General features: G+C 40.6%; 16 protein-coding genes and 1 pseudogene. 11 read left to right on the plus strand and 6 right to left on the minus strand.

Going from position 1 to position 17,534, the window contains the following annotated elements:
• Positions 1–152: 152 nt before the first annotated feature.
• Together truA and AC0VX1_RS06680 are read left to right on the plus strand one after the other, a co-directional pair.
• Entirely contained in the window at positions 153–890 is a 738-nt protein-coding gene (gene truA, locus AC0VX1_RS06675; protein ID WP_187050640.1) for a tRNA pseudouridine(38-40) synthase TruA, read from the plus strand.
• Between the two features lie 110 nt (positions 891–1,000).
• Complete coding sequence (locus AC0VX1_RS06680) at positions 1,001–1,525, plus strand: type 1 glutamine amidotransferase domain-containing protein (protein ID WP_054397137.1); 525 nt, start codon at positions 1,001–1,003, stop codon at positions 1,523–1,525.
• Between the two features lie 94 nt (positions 1,526–1,619).
• Here the strand turns inward: AC0VX1_RS06680 and AC0VX1_RS06685 are convergent, their stop codons facing one another.
• Positions 1,620–2,312, minus strand: coding sequence for a DUF421 domain-containing protein (locus AC0VX1_RS06685; protein ID WP_475470479.1), 693 nt, complete (start codon positions 2,310–2,312; stop codon positions 1,620–1,622).
• A 337-nt stretch (positions 2,313–2,649) separates the two neighbouring features.
• Between AC0VX1_RS06685 and AC0VX1_RS06690 the strand changes: the two genes are divergently transcribed.
• The 4 genes from AC0VX1_RS06690 (at position 2,650) to AC0VX1_RS06705 (ending at position 7,625) form a co-directional block, all read left to right on the plus strand.
• A complete protein-coding gene (locus AC0VX1_RS06690) occupies positions 2,650–4,752 on the plus strand; it encodes a YhgE/Pip family protein (RefSeq protein WP_475470481.1) in 2,103 nt (700 codons plus the stop codon).
• A gap of 287 nt (positions 4,753–5,039) precedes the next feature.
• The gene (locus AC0VX1_RS06695; RefSeq protein ID WP_057278916.1) at positions 5,040–5,882 is read left to right on the plus strand and encodes an ABC transporter ATP-binding protein; all 843 of its coding nucleotides are present in this window, start codon (positions 5,040–5,042) and stop codon (positions 5,880–5,882) included.
• Positions 5,815–6,567, plus strand: coding sequence for an ABC transporter permease (locus AC0VX1_RS06700; RefSeq protein ID WP_034314377.1), 753 nt, complete (start codon positions 5,815–5,817; stop codon positions 6,565–6,567). Before AC0VX1_RS06695 ends, AC0VX1_RS06700 begins: the two co-directional genes overlap by 68 nt.
• Before the next feature lie 41 nt (positions 6,568–6,608).
• Positions 6,609–7,625, plus strand: a complete 1,017-nt coding sequence (locus AC0VX1_RS06705; RefSeq protein ID WP_475470484.1) for an aliphatic sulfonate ABC transporter substrate-binding protein — start codon at positions 6,609–6,611, stop codon at positions 7,623–7,625.
• Positions 7,626–7,742: 117 nt separating this feature from the next.
• Here AC0VX1_RS06705 and AC0VX1_RS06710 read toward each other — a convergent pair whose 3' ends face one another.
• On the minus strand, positions 7,743–8,681 hold the full coding sequence (locus AC0VX1_RS06710; protein ID WP_475470486.1) for a DHH family phosphoesterase: 939 nt from the start codon (positions 8,679–8,681) through the stop codon (positions 7,743–7,745).
• A 442-nt stretch (positions 8,682–9,123) separates the two neighbouring features.
• Here AC0VX1_RS06710 and AC0VX1_RS06715 point away from each other — a divergent pair, with 442 nt between their 5' ends.
• From AC0VX1_RS06715 to AC0VX1_RS06725, 3 genes are read left to right on the plus strand one after another with little or no spacing between them, the layout of a single operon-like run.
• Positions 9,124–10,311 carry a CaiB/BaiF CoA transferase family protein gene (locus AC0VX1_RS06715; RefSeq protein ID WP_475470488.1) on the plus strand — a complete coding sequence of 396 codons (1,188 nt, stop codon included), beginning with the start codon at positions 9,124–9,126 and terminating at the stop codon, positions 10,309–10,311.
• A 14-nt stretch (positions 10,312–10,325) separates the two neighbouring features.
• Positions 10,326–11,531, plus strand: coding sequence for an acyl-CoA dehydrogenase family protein (locus AC0VX1_RS06720; RefSeq protein ID WP_054400504.1), 1,206 nt, complete (start codon positions 10,326–10,328; stop codon positions 11,529–11,531).
• A gap of 28 nt (positions 11,532–11,559) precedes the next feature.
• Entirely contained in the window at positions 11,560–11,871 is a 312-nt protein-coding gene (locus AC0VX1_RS06725) for a DUF3870 domain-containing protein (protein ID WP_095679647.1), read from the plus strand.
• A 259-nt stretch (positions 11,872–12,130) separates the two neighbouring features.
• On the opposite strand, the gene AC0VX1_RS06730 is transcribed toward AC0VX1_RS06725, so the two are convergent.
• Together AC0VX1_RS06730 and AC0VX1_RS06735 are read right to left on the minus strand one after the other, a co-directional pair.
• On the minus strand, positions 12,131–12,514 hold the full coding sequence (locus tag AC0VX1_RS06730; protein ID WP_057278920.1) for a hypothetical protein: 384 nt from the start codon (positions 12,512–12,514) through the stop codon (positions 12,131–12,133).
• Positions 12,515–12,536: 22 nt separating this feature from the next.
• Positions 12,537–12,590: pseudogene (locus AC0VX1_RS06735) on the minus strand (hypothetical protein); the annotation flags it as partial.
• Between the two features lie 152 nt (positions 12,591–12,742).
• On the opposite strand from AC0VX1_RS06735, the gene AC0VX1_RS06740 reads away from it, so the two are divergent.
• Complete coding sequence (locus AC0VX1_RS06740; RefSeq protein WP_413022151.1) at positions 12,743–13,834, plus strand: CotH kinase family protein; 1,092 nt, start codon at positions 12,743–12,745, stop codon at positions 13,832–13,834.
• A 146-nt stretch (positions 13,835–13,980) separates the two neighbouring features.
• On the plus strand, positions 13,981–14,952 hold the full coding sequence (locus tag AC0VX1_RS06745) for a TRM11 family SAM-dependent methyltransferase (RefSeq protein ID WP_475470490.1): 972 nt from the start codon (positions 13,981–13,983) through the stop codon (positions 14,950–14,952).
• A 136-nt stretch (positions 14,953–15,088) separates the two neighbouring features.
• On the opposite strand, the gene AC0VX1_RS06750 is transcribed toward AC0VX1_RS06745, so the two are convergent.
• A complete protein-coding gene (locus AC0VX1_RS06750; RefSeq protein ID WP_063577030.1) occupies positions 15,089–16,285 on the minus strand; it encodes a M14 family metallopeptidase in 1,197 nt (398 codons plus the stop codon).
• A 186-nt stretch (positions 16,286–16,471) separates the two neighbouring features.
• Complete coding sequence (locus AC0VX1_RS06755) at positions 16,472–17,437, minus strand: MBL fold metallo-hydrolase (protein WP_475470492.1); 966 nt, start codon at positions 17,435–17,437, stop codon at positions 16,472–16,474.
• Positions 17,438–17,534: the final 97 nt, after the last annotated feature.

The raw sequence follows: 17,534 nt of genomic DNA on the forward strand, positions 1-17,534 counted from the left end.
CGGTGGGGTGCTCCCGAACGAAATATGGTACAAAACCTTAACAATATAAAAGTTTTTCTAAGAAGACCATCTGTTCCCTCATACAGCAGGAGTTGTATGGGGGCTTGTATTTTATTGAGAATTTTCTGTTTAGATGAAATAAGGAGGAAGCAATGAACAATTATAAATTGACCATTCAATATGATGGCGGGCGCTATAAAGGCTGGCAGCGACTTGGTAATAGTGATGATACGATCCAAGGGAAAATAGAAAATGTATTAACGGAAATGGCAGGGGGAAAAATCGAGATCATCGGATGCAGCAGAACGGATGCCGGTGTACACGCCCTTGCTCAAATCGCCAATTTTAAGATCGGTGAAAATCTGACTGAAGTTGAAATCATGGATTATTTGAATAGATATTTACCAAGAGATATCAGCATTGTCGAGGTTACGTTAGTCCCTGAACGTTTTCATGCACGTTATAATGCTAAGGATAAAACCTATTTGTATAAGATCTGGAACGAGCCATATACAAATCCTTTCATGCGAAAGTACAGTATGCATGTAGAGGAAAAGCTGGATATCACTAGAATGAAAAAAGCATGTCAACATTTTATAGGTGAACATGATTTCACTGCTTTTTCAAATGCAAAATCCAAGAAAAAATCCATGGTGCGTGAAATATATACCATTGATATAGAAGAGAATGCCGGCTTCATCGAAATTACGGTGCGAGGCGATGGATTTCTTTATAATATGGTTAGGAAGATTGTCGGGACGTTGATAGAAGTAGGGTTAAATGAAATAGATGCTGAAAATATACCAAGTATTATAGAGTCAAAAGAAAGAATCCAAACGGGCCGTATGGCGGAGGCAGCTGGGTTATACTTGGTAAAGGTTGATTTTTAGACCGGATATTGATGCATGTGTTAATGAATGTAATGTGTACAGGCAGTAGAAAAAGGGAAGTAATAGGGAAGAATGGTAAAGCGGAAAGTACGAAAGAAGGAGAGATTTTCATGAGATTAGCAGGAAAGAAAATAATCAGTCTTGTGCACCATGATTTTGAAGATTTAGAGCTTTGGTATCCGATTTTACGTTTAAAAGAAGAAGGGGCGATCGTTCACCTCGCTGGTGAAAAGGCGAATGAAACATACATTGGAAAATATGGTGTACCAGCCATTTCTGATTATGAGTATGGCAGTATTAACGCTAGAGAATATGATGCCATTCTTGTACCGGGCGGTTGGGCACCCGACAAAATTCGCCGGTTTCCTGAAGTGTTATCGCTCCTCCAAAGCATGGAAGAAAATAAAAAACCCATTGGGCAAATTTGTCACGCTGGTTGGGTGTTGATATCCGCGAAAATTTTACAGGGGAAGAATGTAACGAGTACACCTGGCATTAAAGATGATATGGAAAACGCAGGGGCAACTTGGATAGATGAGCCCGTCGTCGTAGATGGAAACCTTGTGTCAAGCAGGCGTCCGCCTGATCTGCCGGATTATTTAAGGGAATTGATAAACGTGATTGAAAAGGGTTAAATCCATAGTACGGTGAAAAAGTGTTTTTTCCTTCAGGAAAAAACACTTTTTTTATCCATACCCAAATTTATTTTAATAGTGATAGTGATTAAGATCATTCCCTTGATTGATCCTTAATCAAATCAATATATAAATTTCCTTTTGTCCCTACGACAGCATACGAGATATCAAAAACAACAAGGTTCCTTTTTTTGAGTTCAGCCATCAACCATCCTTCATTGTAGGTGTGTGTGGTTAGGTTATCATATAAGATTTTTCCGTTATAGACCAGTTCAATCGGTACAGAACCTGCTGGGGGCAGTATTGGTAAATCCTGCTTGGTGGCATTTTGGTATTGTTCTTTTTTTAATACAGAGAGTGAACCATTTATCTCTAAAATGGCACATTCAACTTCATCTATGTTGAAGATATCTTTTCCCCGCAAAGCCTGTTTAAGAGAATCCAGTGAATACCCTATCCGTTCCATTGACTCCTCAAGAATTCTTCCTTTTTGAATTAAAGTGGCAGGTTCTCCGGCAATCCATTTCCCGAAACGCGGATTTCGAACCGCTAGAAGATTGAGCATGAAAACGACGGTACCCATAATAATTATGGAAATGATGAAATACAGGAATTTAATTTTAATATTGAATGCTAGATTTCCTGCAATTGTCCCCATCGTAATGGAAGCGATATAAAGGTGATAGGTCTTCTGGGCAATTGTCTGTTTACCGAGAAGTTGGACAAATACCCATAATAAAATAAAAGAGGTAAAGGTTCGAAAGATGATTTCAACAGATTCCGACATGACGATTTCTCCCTTACAAAACTCCCGACAGTTCGTTTGAGATAGTATGTTCTTACACCTTGCCATTTATTCTGTAAAGGAAACAGACAAGAAACCGTCTTTGATTTGGGAACCCCTCTTGAATTAATAGATTTAAACGATTGGTGCGATACATAAAAAAATGAATTATGAAACAACATTCAATAAACCAGGCATTCATATTAGTGAAATATCAGAAGCAAGCCGCTCAATACTTGCTTCTTTTTTATTTGATGAATCCATGGATATGTTTACTTAGTATCGATTAAGAAATTTCTACGAATAATAGTATCAAAATACATTTGCACGGGGGTATGTTTTGAGAAATATTCAGGGAATTTTCATTGACGATTTAAAAAGCATTTATAAAAATTTCTTTGTTTGTATCGTAGTCGTCTTTCTCATGTTCATCCCTTCCATTTATGCGTGGTTTAATATTGTTGCATCATGGGACCCGTATGCAAACACGGAAGGAATTCTTGTCGGTGTTGCCAATAATGATAAAGGTGCGGAGTTAAATGGCAAAGCCGTGAACATAGGCAAGGAAGTAATGGAAGGGTTAAAGGATAATAAGGATCTGGGCTGGAGGTTCACATCGGAAAAAGAAGCGATAGAAAAGGTGGAAAAGGGTGATTATTATGCATCCATCATCATTCCGGAGAACTTTTCCGAACATATTGCGACGATCATGACCGATGACCCTAAGAAGGCGGGGATTGATTACTATGTTAATGAAAAAATCAATTCCATTGCTCCTAAAATTACGGCAGCGGGTGCCAACAGCATTGTGGACAATGTGAGCAAAACCTTTATCAAATCAGCCAGTGGGAGTATCCTTGCAATTTTTAATGAACTGGGAATCACCTTGCAAAACGAGTTGCCGACGATTCAAAAAATGAAGAATATGGTTTATTTATTAGAGGCTGAATTGCCTGAGCTTGAACAAAATATCAAAACCGTTCAAACACATGTCAAAAAGGCTGAAGATATCATTAAGAGGGTCAATGATGGCCTGAATTCGATAGAAGGAATAACATCACAGAAGGACAAATTGGTATCGGACGTTTCTAGTTATGTAGATTCAACAAGGCAGGCATTCGAAGGAATCAATCCCCTCTTGAAAAATGATATCGAGAACATAAGGAGCGATAATGAATCCATTTTAGTGCTGGCTAACCGGTTAACGGGTCAGGATTTACCTGACAATGAGTCGGGTCAGCTAGTGGAACAAGGTGTAACGAGGATAAATAAAGAGTTGTACCTTTTGGACAGTATGTATAATTTATTGGTGAGAGTCAATCAATTTAATGAGAAAAACGTGCTTCAGCCAGAAATACAGCTGGTTGATGAACTTAGGGATAATGCTTCGAACCAACTTCAAGCGCTGAATGACCGAGCATACGGCAATCTTATCGAACTTGGCAGGAACGATGATCAAGTCTTGGCAAGCTTCCAGGAGAGCTATTCAAAGGAAACGGGGCCAAAATTCAATGAAATCTGGAATGAGACAGAAGCAATATTGAATAATGTCCAGCTTACGCTGGAAGAGGGAACCAAGGTTCTTCCTGAGGTGAGGAAGCTGTTGAATGAGACCAATCGAACATTGGAAACACGTACAGCGGATATTGATAAGTTACAGAATAAGTTTCCGGAAATCGAAACGAAAATAAAGGCTCTGGCTTCTAAAATGAGGGAAATTGATAAGTCTTATAATATGGAAGAAGTGATCGATTTCCTAAGGAATGATATTGAACAAGAAAGTGAATTTTTTTCAGAACCAGTTCTGCTCAATAAACACAGTCTCTTTCCGATTCCGAACTATGGATCCGCCATGTCTCCTTTCTTTACGGCACTTTCCCTTTGGGTCGGCGGTACAATATTGATTTCCATGCTTAGCGTGGGTGTTTCTCAAAAGGTCTACAGCCCGTATCAAATTTATATCGGGCGGTATCTAATATTTTTCATCATTGGGGTGATGCAGGCCCTTAGTGTTTCTATTGGGAACATCTTCCTTATCGGTGTTTATGTAGCGGATAAATTTGAGTACATCCTGTTTTCCGTTCTGATAAGTACGGTATTTACACTCATTGTTTACACCTTCGTTTCCGTTCTTGGAAATATTGGAAAAGGGATAAGCGTCGTCTTGATGGTCCTTCAAATATCAAGTTCAGGAGGCACCTTCCCCATTCAAGTCACACCGCCTTTTTTTCAGCATATTAACCCTTTCTTGCCATTCACCTATGCTGTGGGTTTGCTTCGTGAATCTGTTGGGGGAATAACCTGGAGTGTAGCTGGCAGGGACATTTTTATCTTGATTCTCTTTTTAATAATCACGTTCATCTTAGGTGTCATTTTGAAAAAGCCTCTGCATGCAAGGACACAAAAGATGAAGGATAAATTGTATGGAAGCAGGATTTTTTAAGGTAATTGAAAGAGTGCTGTGACCGCGGTTAACTGAAGTTGAAAATTATGGTTATATTCAGCCTGAACCCTTAAAAGGGGCTCGGGTTTTTTTATTTGCTAAATGGTATTTATAGATATGTATTTTTATGTAGGTTTGGAATATTCATCAATACATTGACAGTTGAATAGAAAAATACCGATAAATTAGAATTTTTGCATTTTTATAGTTGACAAAAACCATTGGATTAATCATTATTAAGAAATAATGTTTAGTAAATCGATGCGATATAAAAGTGGGGTGACTTTATGTATTTAACAATAGATGGCATTGAAAAAAGTTTTAAGAATGAAAAGAAAGAAAGCATAAAGGTGCTCGATAAGATAAACATAGAGGTCGAGAAAGGAAGCTTCGTTTCGATCGTCGGCCCTTCAGGATGTGGTAAATCCACGCTTCTTTATCTGATTGCCGGCCTTGATAAAGCAGATGTGGGTGAAATACGTGTAGCTGGGAAAAAAGTGGTGAAGCCAGGTCCGGAACGGGTTGTCGTGTTTCAGGAGGCGGGTTTATTTCCTTGGCTGACAGTACTTGAAAATGTTACATACGGATTGAAGATAAAGAAAATGCCCAAAGAAGAGGCAAAAGCCAAGGCATTGGACATTTTAAAGATGGTTCACCTCAGCCGATATGTTGACTCTTATCCTCATCAACTCTCAGGAGGAATGAAACAGAGGGTAGCCATCGCAAGAGCGTTGGTGATGGAACCGGATATCCTGTTGATGGATGAGCCATTCTCCGCACTTGATGAGCAAACGAGGATGGTTTTGCATAAAGAGCTTCTCGAAATCTGGAGAAAAACTAAAGTGACGATTTTTTTCGTTACCCATAATATTCGCGAGGCTGTTCAGCTTTCCGAAAAAATTATCGTCTTTGCTACCCGTCCCGGGAAAATCAAAGAGACGATTTCCGTTCCTTCCATGAAAGATGGAGTTATGCCGGATAGTGTAACTTTGCATACAGAACAAAGGGTTCTATCGATTTTGCAGGAGGAAATTGAAAAAGTGCTGAAGGAGGAAATGGGGAATGATTACAGCTTTAAGACGAATCATATTCATCGCGATGATAGCGGGGATATGGGAAGTCACATCTAGACTTTCCAGTCTTCCGGATTTCATGTTCCCAAGCCTGACTCAGGTTTTGGAAACTCTGTTTAAGGGACTGATGAGCGGACAAATAACCGAAGCCATCGGAAAAAGCCTTGGCCGTATCCTGATCGGCTTTATGATTGCCATTATAGTAGGTCTGATATTAGGATATTTCATTTGGCGCTTTAAATTGGTAGAAGACACTTTAGGATTCGTCGTGACGGCTTTACAGTCCATTCCGAGTATCGTGTGGTTCCCTTTAGCGATCATTTGGTTTGGATTGAATGATTTTTCGATCCTTTTCATCGTCACCATCGGAGCAACTTGGACGATGACGGTTAATGCAACAAGTGGCTTCCGGAATGTACCCCAGTTGTATCAGCGGGTTGCCAAAACATATGGATCGACCGGATTTCATTTTCTTCGTACCGTGATTTTACCAGCATCCGTCCCGCAAATAATATCCGGTCTCCGAATTGCATGGGCCTTTTCCTGGCGTGCATTGATGGCAGGTGAATTACTTGGCGGGGGAGGCGGTCTTGGCCAATTGCTGGAAATGGGCAGATCACTTGGACAAATGGATTTGGTCATCTCCGTGATGATCATCATCGCAATCATCGGAACAATCGTGGATAATGTTGTCTTCTCCCGTCTTGAACGTAATGTTCAACTGAAATGGGGAGTGAAGTAACGGTAGTTTAATAAAATAATAGTTATAAAGGAGAGAAAAATATGCTGAAAAAATCATTCTTTGCCCTTATTCTGTCTGTTTTGTTAATCGGAATAGTAAGCGGATGCACTCAATCCAGCAGTAATGAAGAAGAAGGGAAAGGGTCCGGGGGGAAATCCGTGAAAATTGGTTATTTTCCTAACCTAACCCACAGTGCAACGATCATTGCACTTGAAAAAGGCTTTTTCGAAGAAGAGTTCGGTAAAGATGTCAAGATTGAAACCAAAACAGTGGCCAATGGAGGATTATTCATGGAAGCAATGGCCACAAACGCCATTGATGTCGGAACGGTCGGGCCTGGTCCATTGCTTAACTTTTACGTGAAAAACCCTGAATACCACCTGATCTCAGGGGCTGTTAATGGAGGTGCCGTACTTGTGGCTAGCGAAGGCAGCAAGGTTACGGATTTAAAAGATTTGGCCGGTAAAAAGGTAGCGATTCCCGTCATTGGAAGCACACAGGATGTCATGCTTAGGAAGGCCCTTCAAGATGTAGATTTAAAACCGACTACAAATGGGGGCACAGTTGAACTGTATGCGGCAGCACCTGCTGACACAACCGCCCTTTTTGTTCAAAAGTCTGTCGATGCAGCAGCGACCCAGGAACCATGGGGGTATGTATTGGAAAACCAGGCAAAAGGAAAGCTGGTGCTTGACTGGGATCAATTTGCATGGGGAAAAGATTCACCTAACACGGTAGTGGCTGCAAGCCAGAAGTTCTTGGATAAAAAGGGGCTCGCTGCTTCCTATTTGAAAGCGCATGAAAAAGCGGTGAAGTTCATACAGGAAAACCCTGAAGAAAGCCAAGAACTGGTTATTAAGCATTTGAAGGAACTGACTGGAAAAGAATTAAGCAAAGAAGAAGTGGCTTCAGCATTTTCACGCCTTGAAGTGACAACTGAAGTTAATGAGCAAGTCATTCAAGAAATGGCCGACATAAGCAAGGAAGCTGGTTATATCCCTAGCAGTGATATAAAAGGCATGATCGATTTATCAATTCTTGAAGAAGTGTCCAAATAACAAGCAAGCGCCTCAGCCATCTGGCTTTGGCGCTTTTTTTAAAAGGAGGGATTAATCCATTTTAATTAAGCGGGGAAATAATCCTGATATAAACACCTCAGGTCATGCCCCCCCCTTTTATGGACAGACTTGATCCAATGCTTGGATAACATGATCAACCTCTTCCCAGGAATGGATGGTAGCGCCTGAAGCCAGTGAATGTCCTCCACCATTGAATTGACGTGCGACTGATGCGATGGGAATATTCCGTGAACGGATCCTGACACGGATTTCAGAAGGGTATTCGATGAAGAAAGCCCAGATTTTATTGTCCCTGACACTTGATAGCGTATTGACTAAATTCGAAGCTTCGAGCCGATCCACCCCATACATATTTAAAATCTCGTCCGTAATAATGAAGTAAGCTACCCCTTTATCGGTTACCTTGAAGCTCATGAGAATGTCTTTTTGAAGTCGGGAAGCGTTTTTCGGCTTAACATTAAGGCTGTTATGGATTCTTTCTGGCTGAATATTATAGGCTCTTAAATGCGAAACCATTTTTAATGTCCTGGGAGTTGTATTCCCATTCGTGAAATTCCCTGTATCACTAAGTATTCCTGCATAAAAAGATTTAGCCGCTTCTTTATTCATGATGAAGCCTTCTGGAAATTCCAAGAATAAATCAACAAGCATTTCACTTGCAGAGCTATAAGAAGGGTCGACCCAAGAAATGTCACCGAATTGTTCGTATTCGGGGTGGTGGTCAATTTTGATCAGCATGTCTCCATGATCATATCGGGAATCACTGATCCGTGAAATGTTGGCAGTATCACAAACAATCACTAAGGCATCTTTGTATTTGTTATCGGAAATGACATCCATATCACCTATGAATAGAAGCTTATCCACTTCCTCGCCTACCGCATAGACTTCTTTAGAAGGGCAGGAATGTTTCAATAACTTCTTTAAACCGAGTTGTGATCCCAATGCATCCGGGTCCGGATTTACATGACGATGAATGATGATTGTGTGGTATTTCTTGATCGCTTCGATTATTTCCATTTTTTTATTGTCCATAGCGCCATCCCCTTTTTAACCTTTCCTTTTCTGCCGTGCGACGATTGATAATATGTAAAATTCATATATTGACAGTTATACCTATTCAATCATCACATGCCAAACGAATAAAGGCAATTCCGATTACTTTGGATGGGGGGAGTCCTGAGGCATACGGAAAGTATACGGAACAGATGTAATAAAACACTCAAACAAAATTATTGCAAAATTCAAAAAATGCAACTATACTTAATTTACCAAACCGATGACAACAAGTTACCTTGTTGCATGGCCGGCTTGACATAAAAAACTGGAATCCATAAAAATTGACTTGGTTCACTTGATCTTCCTTTGCAGGAAGACAGTTCGTGGATAAGGGTCAGTGAAACATTCAATGTAATGACATTGTTGGTTTTACTGGCTCTTTTTTGTGTATCCACGACAGTTTGAAAGGGGTGATGATATGAATGGAGCTTTGGAGGGAGTCAGGATTATCGATGTATCCCGTGTTTTGGCGGGGCCGTTTTGTTCAATGATTCTCGGCGATTTGGGTGCCGATGTCATTAAAATCGAGCATCATGAATCAGGGGATGAAACGAGAGGGTGGGGGCCGCCATTCGCCGAAGGAGAAAGCGCTTACTATTTATGTGCAAATCGAAATAAGCAAAGCATGACCTTGAATTTAAAATCTGAGGAAGGAAAAGAGATTTTCCGGAAGTTGGTGGCTTCAGGGAATATAGTGATTCAAAATTTCAAGACAGGCACATTGGGAAAACTGGGGTTGGGTTATGAGGATTTAAAGGAAATCAACCCCAAACTGATCATGGCTTCGATTACAGGATTTGGTTTAACCGGTCCTTATAAAGATCTGCCAGGCTATGATTATATCATTCAAGCGATGAGTGGTTTGATGAGCATCACCGGAGAGAAAAATGGGAGTCCCGTTAAGGTCGGAGTGGCCATAGCTGACATATTGACTGGCTTGTATACATGCATTGGCATTTTATCCGCTTTACATCATAGGGATAAATTGGGGGAAGGCCAGGAAATTGATATTTCATTGATGGATTGTCAGGTTTCTTCATTGGTGAATGTCGCCAGCAACTATTTATTCAGTGGCTTGACCCCTGAAAGAATGGGGAACCAACATCCAAATATCGTTCCATACCAGACGTTCGGGACAAGGGATGGAGAGCTTGTCGTGGCTGTGGGAAATGATGATCAGTTCAGGAGATTTTCAACCGTTATAGGCAGACCTGATTTAGCGGAAGAGGAACAGTTTAAACATAATGAAAAACGTTTGCAAAACAAGGAAGAATTAATACCGATAATAGAGGATTCGTTGAGAGGTAAGACAAAGAAGGAATGGAAAAGGCTGTTTGATGATGCAGGGATACCGAATGGTCCGATTAATGATATAGCAGAGATGTTCGAGGATCCGCAAATCATCGCAAGAGGCATGCTGGTGAGCATGGAACATCCCACAATCGAAGATCTTAAAGTGACGGGGTCTCCCCTGAACCTTTCAAAAACACCGGTTACAATGAGAAAGCATCCGCCGCTCTATGGTGAGCATACCGATTCCATTTTGGCTGAAATAGGATATAGTCCAGATCAAATAAGCAAATTCAAGGAAAATAAAATTATTTAGGAGGAATTTTAATGATGAATTTCGAATTAACAGAAGAGCAGCAAAGTGTGAAGAAAGTGGTAAGGAAATTTGTGGATAAGGAAATTATTCCATATATTCAAGAGTGGGATAGGCAAGGTCAATTCCAGCCGCATATTTTAAAAAGGTTAGCTGAATTGCAGTTGATGGGCGTGTGTATACCCGAAGAGTATGGAGGGGTCGGAATGGATTATAATACCCTAGCCATCGTTTGTGAAGAGCTGGAGCGAGGAGATACGGCTTACCGAACTGCAGTTTCTGTACATACAGGGTTGAATAGCATGACCCTGCTTCAATGGGGGACGGAAGAACAAAAACAGAAATATTTAGTACCCCAGGCAAAAGGAATCAAGATTGGTGCTTTTGGGCTTACTGAACCGAATGCAGGGTCTGATGTAGCGGCAATGAAATCAACGGCAAAACGTGTTGGGGACCATTATATCTTAAACGGGTCCAAAACATGGATTTCGCTCTGTGATTATGCAGATCATTTTCTCATTTTCGCCAAGACGGATCATGATGCCGGTTCAAGGGGAATCACTGCCTTTATCGTGGAACGGACTTTCGAGGGAGTGGAGTCGAAAGCCATTAAAGGAAAATTAGGAATTCGTGCCGGGAATACAGGCGAGATCTTTTTAACGGATGTAAAAGTTCCGGTGGAGAATAGGCTTGGTGAAGAAGGTGAGGGCTTTAAAATTTCCATGTCGGCATTGGACAGCGGCCGGTTTACAGTGGCCGCAGGTGCTGTAGGGTTAATAGAAGCAAGCCTGGAAGCAAGCTTGAAGTATTGCCATGAACGAAGCACATTCGGAAAAGAGATTGGCAGGCATCAGCTCGTTCAACAGATGATTGCCAAGATGACAGCAAATTTAGAGATTTCCAGATTGCTGGTCTTTAAAGCGGGCACCTTGAAAAATCAAGGAAAAAGGAATACGAAGGAAACATCACTTGCCAAGTGGATATCATGTAATGCTGCTAATGAGGCGGCCAATGATGCTGTTCAAATTCATGGTGCCTATGGCTACTCGGATGAATATCCGGTCGAACGTTTTCTGCGGAATTCAAAAGCTCCGGTCATTTACGAAGGAACCCGTGAGATTCATACTGTAATGCAGGGTGAATACGCACTTGGCTATAGACAAGATAAAGAGCTTCGCAAGCAATTGCCTGCATGGCCCTTCGAGCAAGTTTCCGTACATTAACTATAGATAGAGGAGATCAGATCAGATGATGAACACATACTTTATTGCAGGGCATGCAAAACTTCCTCAAGGGATGGCAGCGAGAAATATATATGATTCAATCACGATCACGGTGGAGCTTGACTTTAAATATGGAGTAATAGTCGAGGCTTCCTGTACGCTTGCTACAGAGCATGGCAGGGAATTCATCCGACAACTGCTGCGCGGTTATTGCCTGAAAGATGGTATCGAAGAATTGATTGATCGTGTGCAAAATCATTATCGTGGGAAGGCTGGTCAAGCCATTCAAGCAGGGCTGAAGGATGTGTATGCACAGTTCGAATTGGTCTCCGTTAAATAAGTGAAACCGAAAAGGGTCCTACCGTATGTAAGAGGGTAGGATCCTTTTTTATAGGTTCAGGTACATGGCAAATAAGTCCACTGTCATTATAAATGGCCGTGTTTTATCGTTTAAGGAACGGGACATTTGAATGGATATAACGATCGTGATAATTTTAAAAACACAAAACTCGCCCTTATAGGACGAGTTTTGTGTTTTTTTATAGAATTTGGACCTTAGAGTAAAGCTTAATATCCAGCAAAAAAATATTAGTTGTACATTAAAACGGTACCATGAAACTAGAAGCACCTTTTCCGTTTATTGCGAAAGTTATTGCCGCAAAGCCAACTGCAGTGGTTGGACGAACACCGGTTTCTGTTGGAGCGCCGTTGTCTGCTGCATATGGAACACCGGTTTCTGCTGGTGCGCCTTTGTGTGCTGCAAGTGGACCTCCTCCTGCTGGTGCGCCTTTGTGTGCTGCAAGTGGACCTCCTCCTGCTAGTGCGCCTTTGTGTGCTGCATGTAGATCTCCGTTTCCAGCAAGAGCGCCTTTGCGTGCCGGAAGTGGACCGATTCCTGCTCGTGCAACGTTTAGTGCTTCTGCGGGAAGTTCGCCTGTTATTGTTGTTTTTACGTGAAGAACGGCCTTTTGAACATGGGTCATTATGCATGAAATCGCTTAACCCGAAGGAATTAGCTCTATCCACCGCATTTTGTATATCACGATTGATGTCAGACATTTATATATCCCCCTTTCTATACGTTAAACTATGCGCTTGTACGTAATATGCCAGAGATAATAGCACATTTTTATTAAATATTTGTTTTTGGTGACACCCCTCGCTTTTTTTCCATAATTTAATAGGAAAGTGAAAGGGAAGGGTTAGGTTATATGAATGCTGACAAGAAGCTGCCTGTGTATCAGCTTTTTATTCCACCAGTTAATTTAATGGAGCTTCGCAGAGATATATGGTGCAATGATCCTTTACCTGCAAAGTTAACGATCAACAAAAAAAAACTTGATATTGATATTGCTTACCGTGGCTCACATATCCGAAGTTTTCGGAAAAAATCCTATAATGTAGTCTTTTATAAACCTAATACTTTTAAGAATGCCAAGGAAGTTCATTTAAATGCCGAATATAAAGATAAATCTTTACTAAGAAATAAATTATCTTTAGATTTTTTTGCAGATATAGGGACTTTATCACCGAAAGCCCAGTTCGTTTTCCTAAATCTAAACGGAAAGGACGAGGGAATATATCTGGAATTGGAATCAGTGGATGAATATTATTTGAAGAAAAGGGGGCTCCCCAATGGGTCCATTTTCTATGCAGTGGATGGCGATGCCAATTTCTCATTGATGAGCGATTTGGATAAAGGAATCAAAAAATCATTGGAGATGGGCTATCAAAAAAAATGCGGGACAGAAAAGGAGGAATTATATTTACAAGAGCTGATCCTCCAAATCAATACAATTTCAAGAGTGGATTTTGAAAAGGAAATCGTAAAATATGTCGATGTGGAAAAGTACCTGCGCTGGCTGGCCGGTGTCATATTCACGCAAAACTATGATGGGTTCGTTCATAACTACGCTTTGTATCGAAATGGAGATACCGGTCTATTTGAAATGATTCCATGGGATTATGATGCGACATGGGGCAGGGATGTTAACGGGAAAGTGATGGAAGAGGATTATGTGGGAATCGGGGGGTTCAATACATTGACTGCTAGAATCCTTGATGTAAGGGGATTTCGTGTCAGGTACCAAGAACTTCTTAAGGAGATTTTGAACAATCATTATACCGTGGCCTATATGAAACCTATCATTCAGGAAATGCATGATCAATTAAGACCTTATGTATCAAAAGATCCATATATCAAGGGGAATATTGAGAAATTTGATGATGAGCCCGAATTCATCCTGAAATTCATTGAGGCCCGTGCGAAGTATATAAATAGCCACCTGTATAAATTGGATTAATAATTCCTTTCGTTTAGAGATGGAACAATGAAAAATATAGTGGCAGGAATGCTGAATAAAAAGCATTCCTGCTTTTTTCTGCACGATTCCATTTGCTTTTCTATACTATTACAGCTATGTTTGATAGAAAGGTATAATCTAAAGTAATGAAGGATGGGAATGGATTGACTAATCATAGCCGCAAACCGGCATATATATATACATTTACATGCACCCCTGACGAACGCTCATTATCTAAAATGGAGATGCGTTCTTTCTTTGGCTTTGAGACTTCAGGGGATATTTTGAAAAGTGATATAGCCATTGAACCGAGCAGGAGCCCTTTTATAAAAGGGCGGGTCGACATCATGTTTGAAGGGGAAAGCATATCCGAAATCGTTGAGCAAGTTAAGGATATTCATTTGCCTGATTCGACGTTCAAAGTATTATTCGTGAAAATTAATGATTTGAATAAAGAAGAAAAAATAGATTATGATGGACAGCGTGAAATTGAACGGGAGATTGGCTGGCACATTCAGGGAAATGCCGATGTGCGTAACCCTGATCAGGTCTTTGGAATCGTGACGCTTGGCGGTCGTTGGTATTTTGGGAAGTATGTCAAACCTGAAGCGGTTTGGTTAAAACATATGAAGAAGCCCCGTGAATATTCAACAGCGCTTAGCACGAGAGTGGCGAGGGCCATTGCCAACATTGCCGTTCCACATCCGGATGGGGTGAAGGCAATTGATCCATGCTGCGGAATTGGAACGGTATTAGTGGAAGCCCTTTCGATGGGGATCAATATTGATGGCCGGGATATCAACCCGCTTGTTACCGACGGTTCAAGGGAGAACATTGCTTATTTCGGACTCGAAGGTGATGTAACTACAGGTCCGATTTCGGAGGTCACCAGTAAATATGATGTAGCGATTATCGATATGCCTTATAATCTATATACACATGCGACGCCGGAGGATCAGCTATCAATCCTTAAACACGCAAGGGACTTTGCTGATAAGGTCGTTGTCGTAACAATCGATACGATGGATCATATGATTGATGAAGCTGGATTTGAGATTGCTGATCGCTGTGTTGCCAGGAAAGGCCTTTTTTCCAGAGAGATTGTCTTGTGCGTGTAAGTATCTTCAGCAAGAAAAGGCTGAAATTTCAGTGTCAATTAGACAAATAAAAAGGGCTTTGCTGCCATCTGGCTTCGATATTCAACCGATGCCAGATGGCGGACAAGTCCCCTTTACAATTAAGTTTCAAAATTGACTAGATTCCGGGTGTAGATGAACTTTCAGGAATTTTTTCATAGTCTGATGGATTAAGATTATGAACCGATCCATCTGTTACGCCATTGATAATACCCATTAGCCCCGTTTCAACCGTTTTTACGAGCTGGCCATTCTTTTTTTGCCCAAAGTTTTGTGTTTGACCACTAACTTCAAATAGAACCGTCCCACTTCCGTTTAAAGCAAACGTCCCTAAAGCAGTTCCTGGCAGGTCAATGGATTGATCATATAATGAAATATTTGTGAAAACTGAATTTCCTTTTGCTTGCAGTGCATTATACGCAGTAAGTGTTAACTGACGAGAGAAATCATATTTGAAATCATCTGCATACTCTGCATATTTAGCACCTTCTGGAGTGCTTGGGTTAGGAACGAATTTACCTGATATTGACATAGTTGCACGCTCATCAGTTCCTTCGAGATATGGGAATCCTTGATGATGAAGATCGATAAAAACATCCACTTTTCCGAATTTCGATTTTAACCCTTTATATGTGTCACGGAGCGTTTGCGCTTCGGGGGTAATAAACCAGCCTGGCTTTTCAGATGCCCCCGGGAAGTCTTGAGGTTTTGGTACATAATTTAGGTCTGGATTGAAGTCACGATTAACATCAAATCCCGGTTTGCTAGCATAGTCGTCTCCTGATCTGGGAGTAGTGTAATAGTTCCAAGTAGGTTTTGCATTAGAAAGTTGGGGGAATTTACCTACAACTTCAGACCATTTCATCTCATTTCCACGACGATCAAGCTCTGAGCCGTCTACGTTCATCATTGGAATGGCAACAATTGTTAGTTCATCAAGAACTTTCTTTACCTCAGGCGAGTTACTTTGACCAAGGTTTTTAAGAATGTTCAATAACGCGACAGTTCCTGTTTTTTCATTTCCATGAATTTCACTTTGAATAAGAACGACTTTGTCACCATGACCGACAGTCACTTTTTGAATGGAACGGCCCTGATTCGTTTTTCCGGCCACTTCTACATTGACTATCCCTGCACTCGCTTGCTCAAGTTGATTTAATTCTTTTACAAGTTCGTCATAATTTAGGAATGCTTCGGTAGAAAGGTTCGTTCCACCTGTCGGATTTGGTCCTCTTTCAGCTAAGCTGACATTTGGGCCAAGTAATGTTGCGGCTACTACTGTTGAACTTAAAACCTTTAAAAATTTTCTTTTCACAGCAAATCCCCTATTCCGAAAATATTTAATATTCAAATAATAAATTCTTCACATTCTAATCGATTTCCTGTTAGATTCATTAAAACACCCAAAAAGGACTAGTACTTAAGATTCGATTATTTGGTACATTTTCCATGAAAAAGTCCCTGCTAAGTGGGGACTTTTTCAATTCAGCCTTTTTTGATGTCATTTAGCTTGATAATGAACTACATTTTCAACGAGTTGTTTCGTGACCTTCCCCTGATATTCCAAATAATCCAAATGGCCGATGATTTCTGACATGACGAGCGGGAATTCTGCTATATACTTTTGTTTGTAAAACTCCTTTGCCAGTTCATTGCCTGTAGAAATTCCGGATTCTATCAAGGCCAGGATCTTTTGTGATTTCCTCTCTATGCTGTTGAGTCTTTTTTCAATCAGATGACCGGGTTGTTCAATCACGTTACCATGACCAGGAAATAGGAGATTCACCTGTAATGCTGAACATCGTTTTAATGAATCGATATGATCTACAAGAGTCAGCATTCTATTACCGTTTTCATCAGGTTCGATCAAGGCATTGCTTGAGATATGTTCAATCAATAAATCACCTGCAAGAAGCCGTTTCCCTTCTCGGTCAAGGAAAGCAATTTGATCCGGGGCATGCCCGGGAAATTCGACCACTTCAAAATTCAGCCAGTGTTTTTCCGTGATTGCGATGATGTCACCATTCAGTTTTTGATCTTTATTATTATCGACCGCGTTGAATAGGTAAGCCACTTGTTTATCTCCAAGTTTACCACAGCCCATCTCAAGGTATAGCTGTTTATAAAATTCAATTCTCATACTTAAGAAATCAGGGTCCCTTTTTAAACGGGGAATGGATTTAGAATGGGCATAAACGGGAATCGGATGGAGTTCGGTAATCCGGTTGACCAAACCAACATGGTCTCCATGGTGATGGGTCAACAAAATTTCCGTGATGTCCCCAACTGTAAATCCATTTTCGTTTAATGTTTGCTGCAGTGCATTCCAGCAAACATCATCATTCATACCTGCATCGACTAATGTTAAAGATTCATCCTGTTTAACTAAATAAAAGTTTATACTTTTTAAAGATAAAGCGCTTGGAGCTATAATTGGATAAATTTTAAATGTTGTATTCGTTTTCATGAACGTCCCATATCCTCCTAAATCGAGATAAACTTCATCTGGAAAATTGCGATATTACTAATGACCGAATAGATGTAAATGGTTATTATTCCATGAT

The organism is Peribacillus sp. QJM3NY_7, assembly GCF_056173225.1.

Coding starts and splice junctions, on each gene's coding strand:
- truA (WP_187050640.1), top strand. CDS start 153: ATGAACAATTATAAATTGACCATTCAATATGATGGCGGGCGCTATAAA.
- AC0VX1_RS06680 (WP_054397137.1), top strand. CDS start 1,001: ATGAGATTAGCAGGAAAGAAAATAATCAGTCTTGTGCACCATGATTTT.
- AC0VX1_RS06685 (WP_475470479.1), bottom strand. CDS start 2,312: ATGTCGGAATCTGTTGAAATCATCTTTCGAACCTTTACCTCTTTTATT.
- AC0VX1_RS06695 (WP_057278916.1), top strand. CDS start 5,040: ATGTATTTAACAATAGATGGCATTGAAAAAAGTTTTAAGAATGAAAAG.
- AC0VX1_RS06700 (WP_034314377.1), top strand. CDS start 5,815: ATGATTACAGCTTTAAGACGAATCATATTCATCGCGATGATAGCGGGG.
- AC0VX1_RS06705 (WP_475470484.1), top strand. CDS start 6,609: ATGCTGAAAAAATCATTCTTTGCCCTTATTCTGTCTGTTTTGTTAATC.
- AC0VX1_RS06710 (WP_475470486.1), bottom strand. CDS start 8,681: ATGGACAATAAAAAAATGGAAATAATCGAAGCGATCAAGAAATACCAC.
- AC0VX1_RS06715 (WP_475470488.1), top strand. CDS start 9,124: ATGAATGGAGCTTTGGAGGGAGTCAGGATTATCGATGTATCCCGTGTT.
- AC0VX1_RS06720 (WP_054400504.1), top strand. CDS start 10,326: ATGAATTTCGAATTAACAGAAGAGCAGCAAAGTGTGAAGAAAGTGGTA.
- AC0VX1_RS06725 (WP_095679647.1), top strand. CDS start 11,560: ATGAACACATACTTTATTGCAGGGCATGCAAAACTTCCTCAAGGGATG.
- AC0VX1_RS06730 (WP_057278920.1), bottom strand. CDS start 12,514: ATGACCCATGTTCAAAAGGCCGTTCTTCACGTAAAAACAACAATAACA.
- AC0VX1_RS06740 (WP_413022151.1), top strand. CDS start 12,743: ATGAATGCTGACAAGAAGCTGCCTGTGTATCAGCTTTTTATTCCACCA.
- AC0VX1_RS06745 (WP_475470490.1), top strand. CDS start 13,981: ATGAAGGATGGGAATGGATTGACTAATCATAGCCGCAAACCGGCATAT.
- AC0VX1_RS06755 (WP_475470492.1), bottom strand. CDS start 17,437: ATGAAAACGAATACAACATTTAAAATTTATCCAATTATAGCTCCAAGC.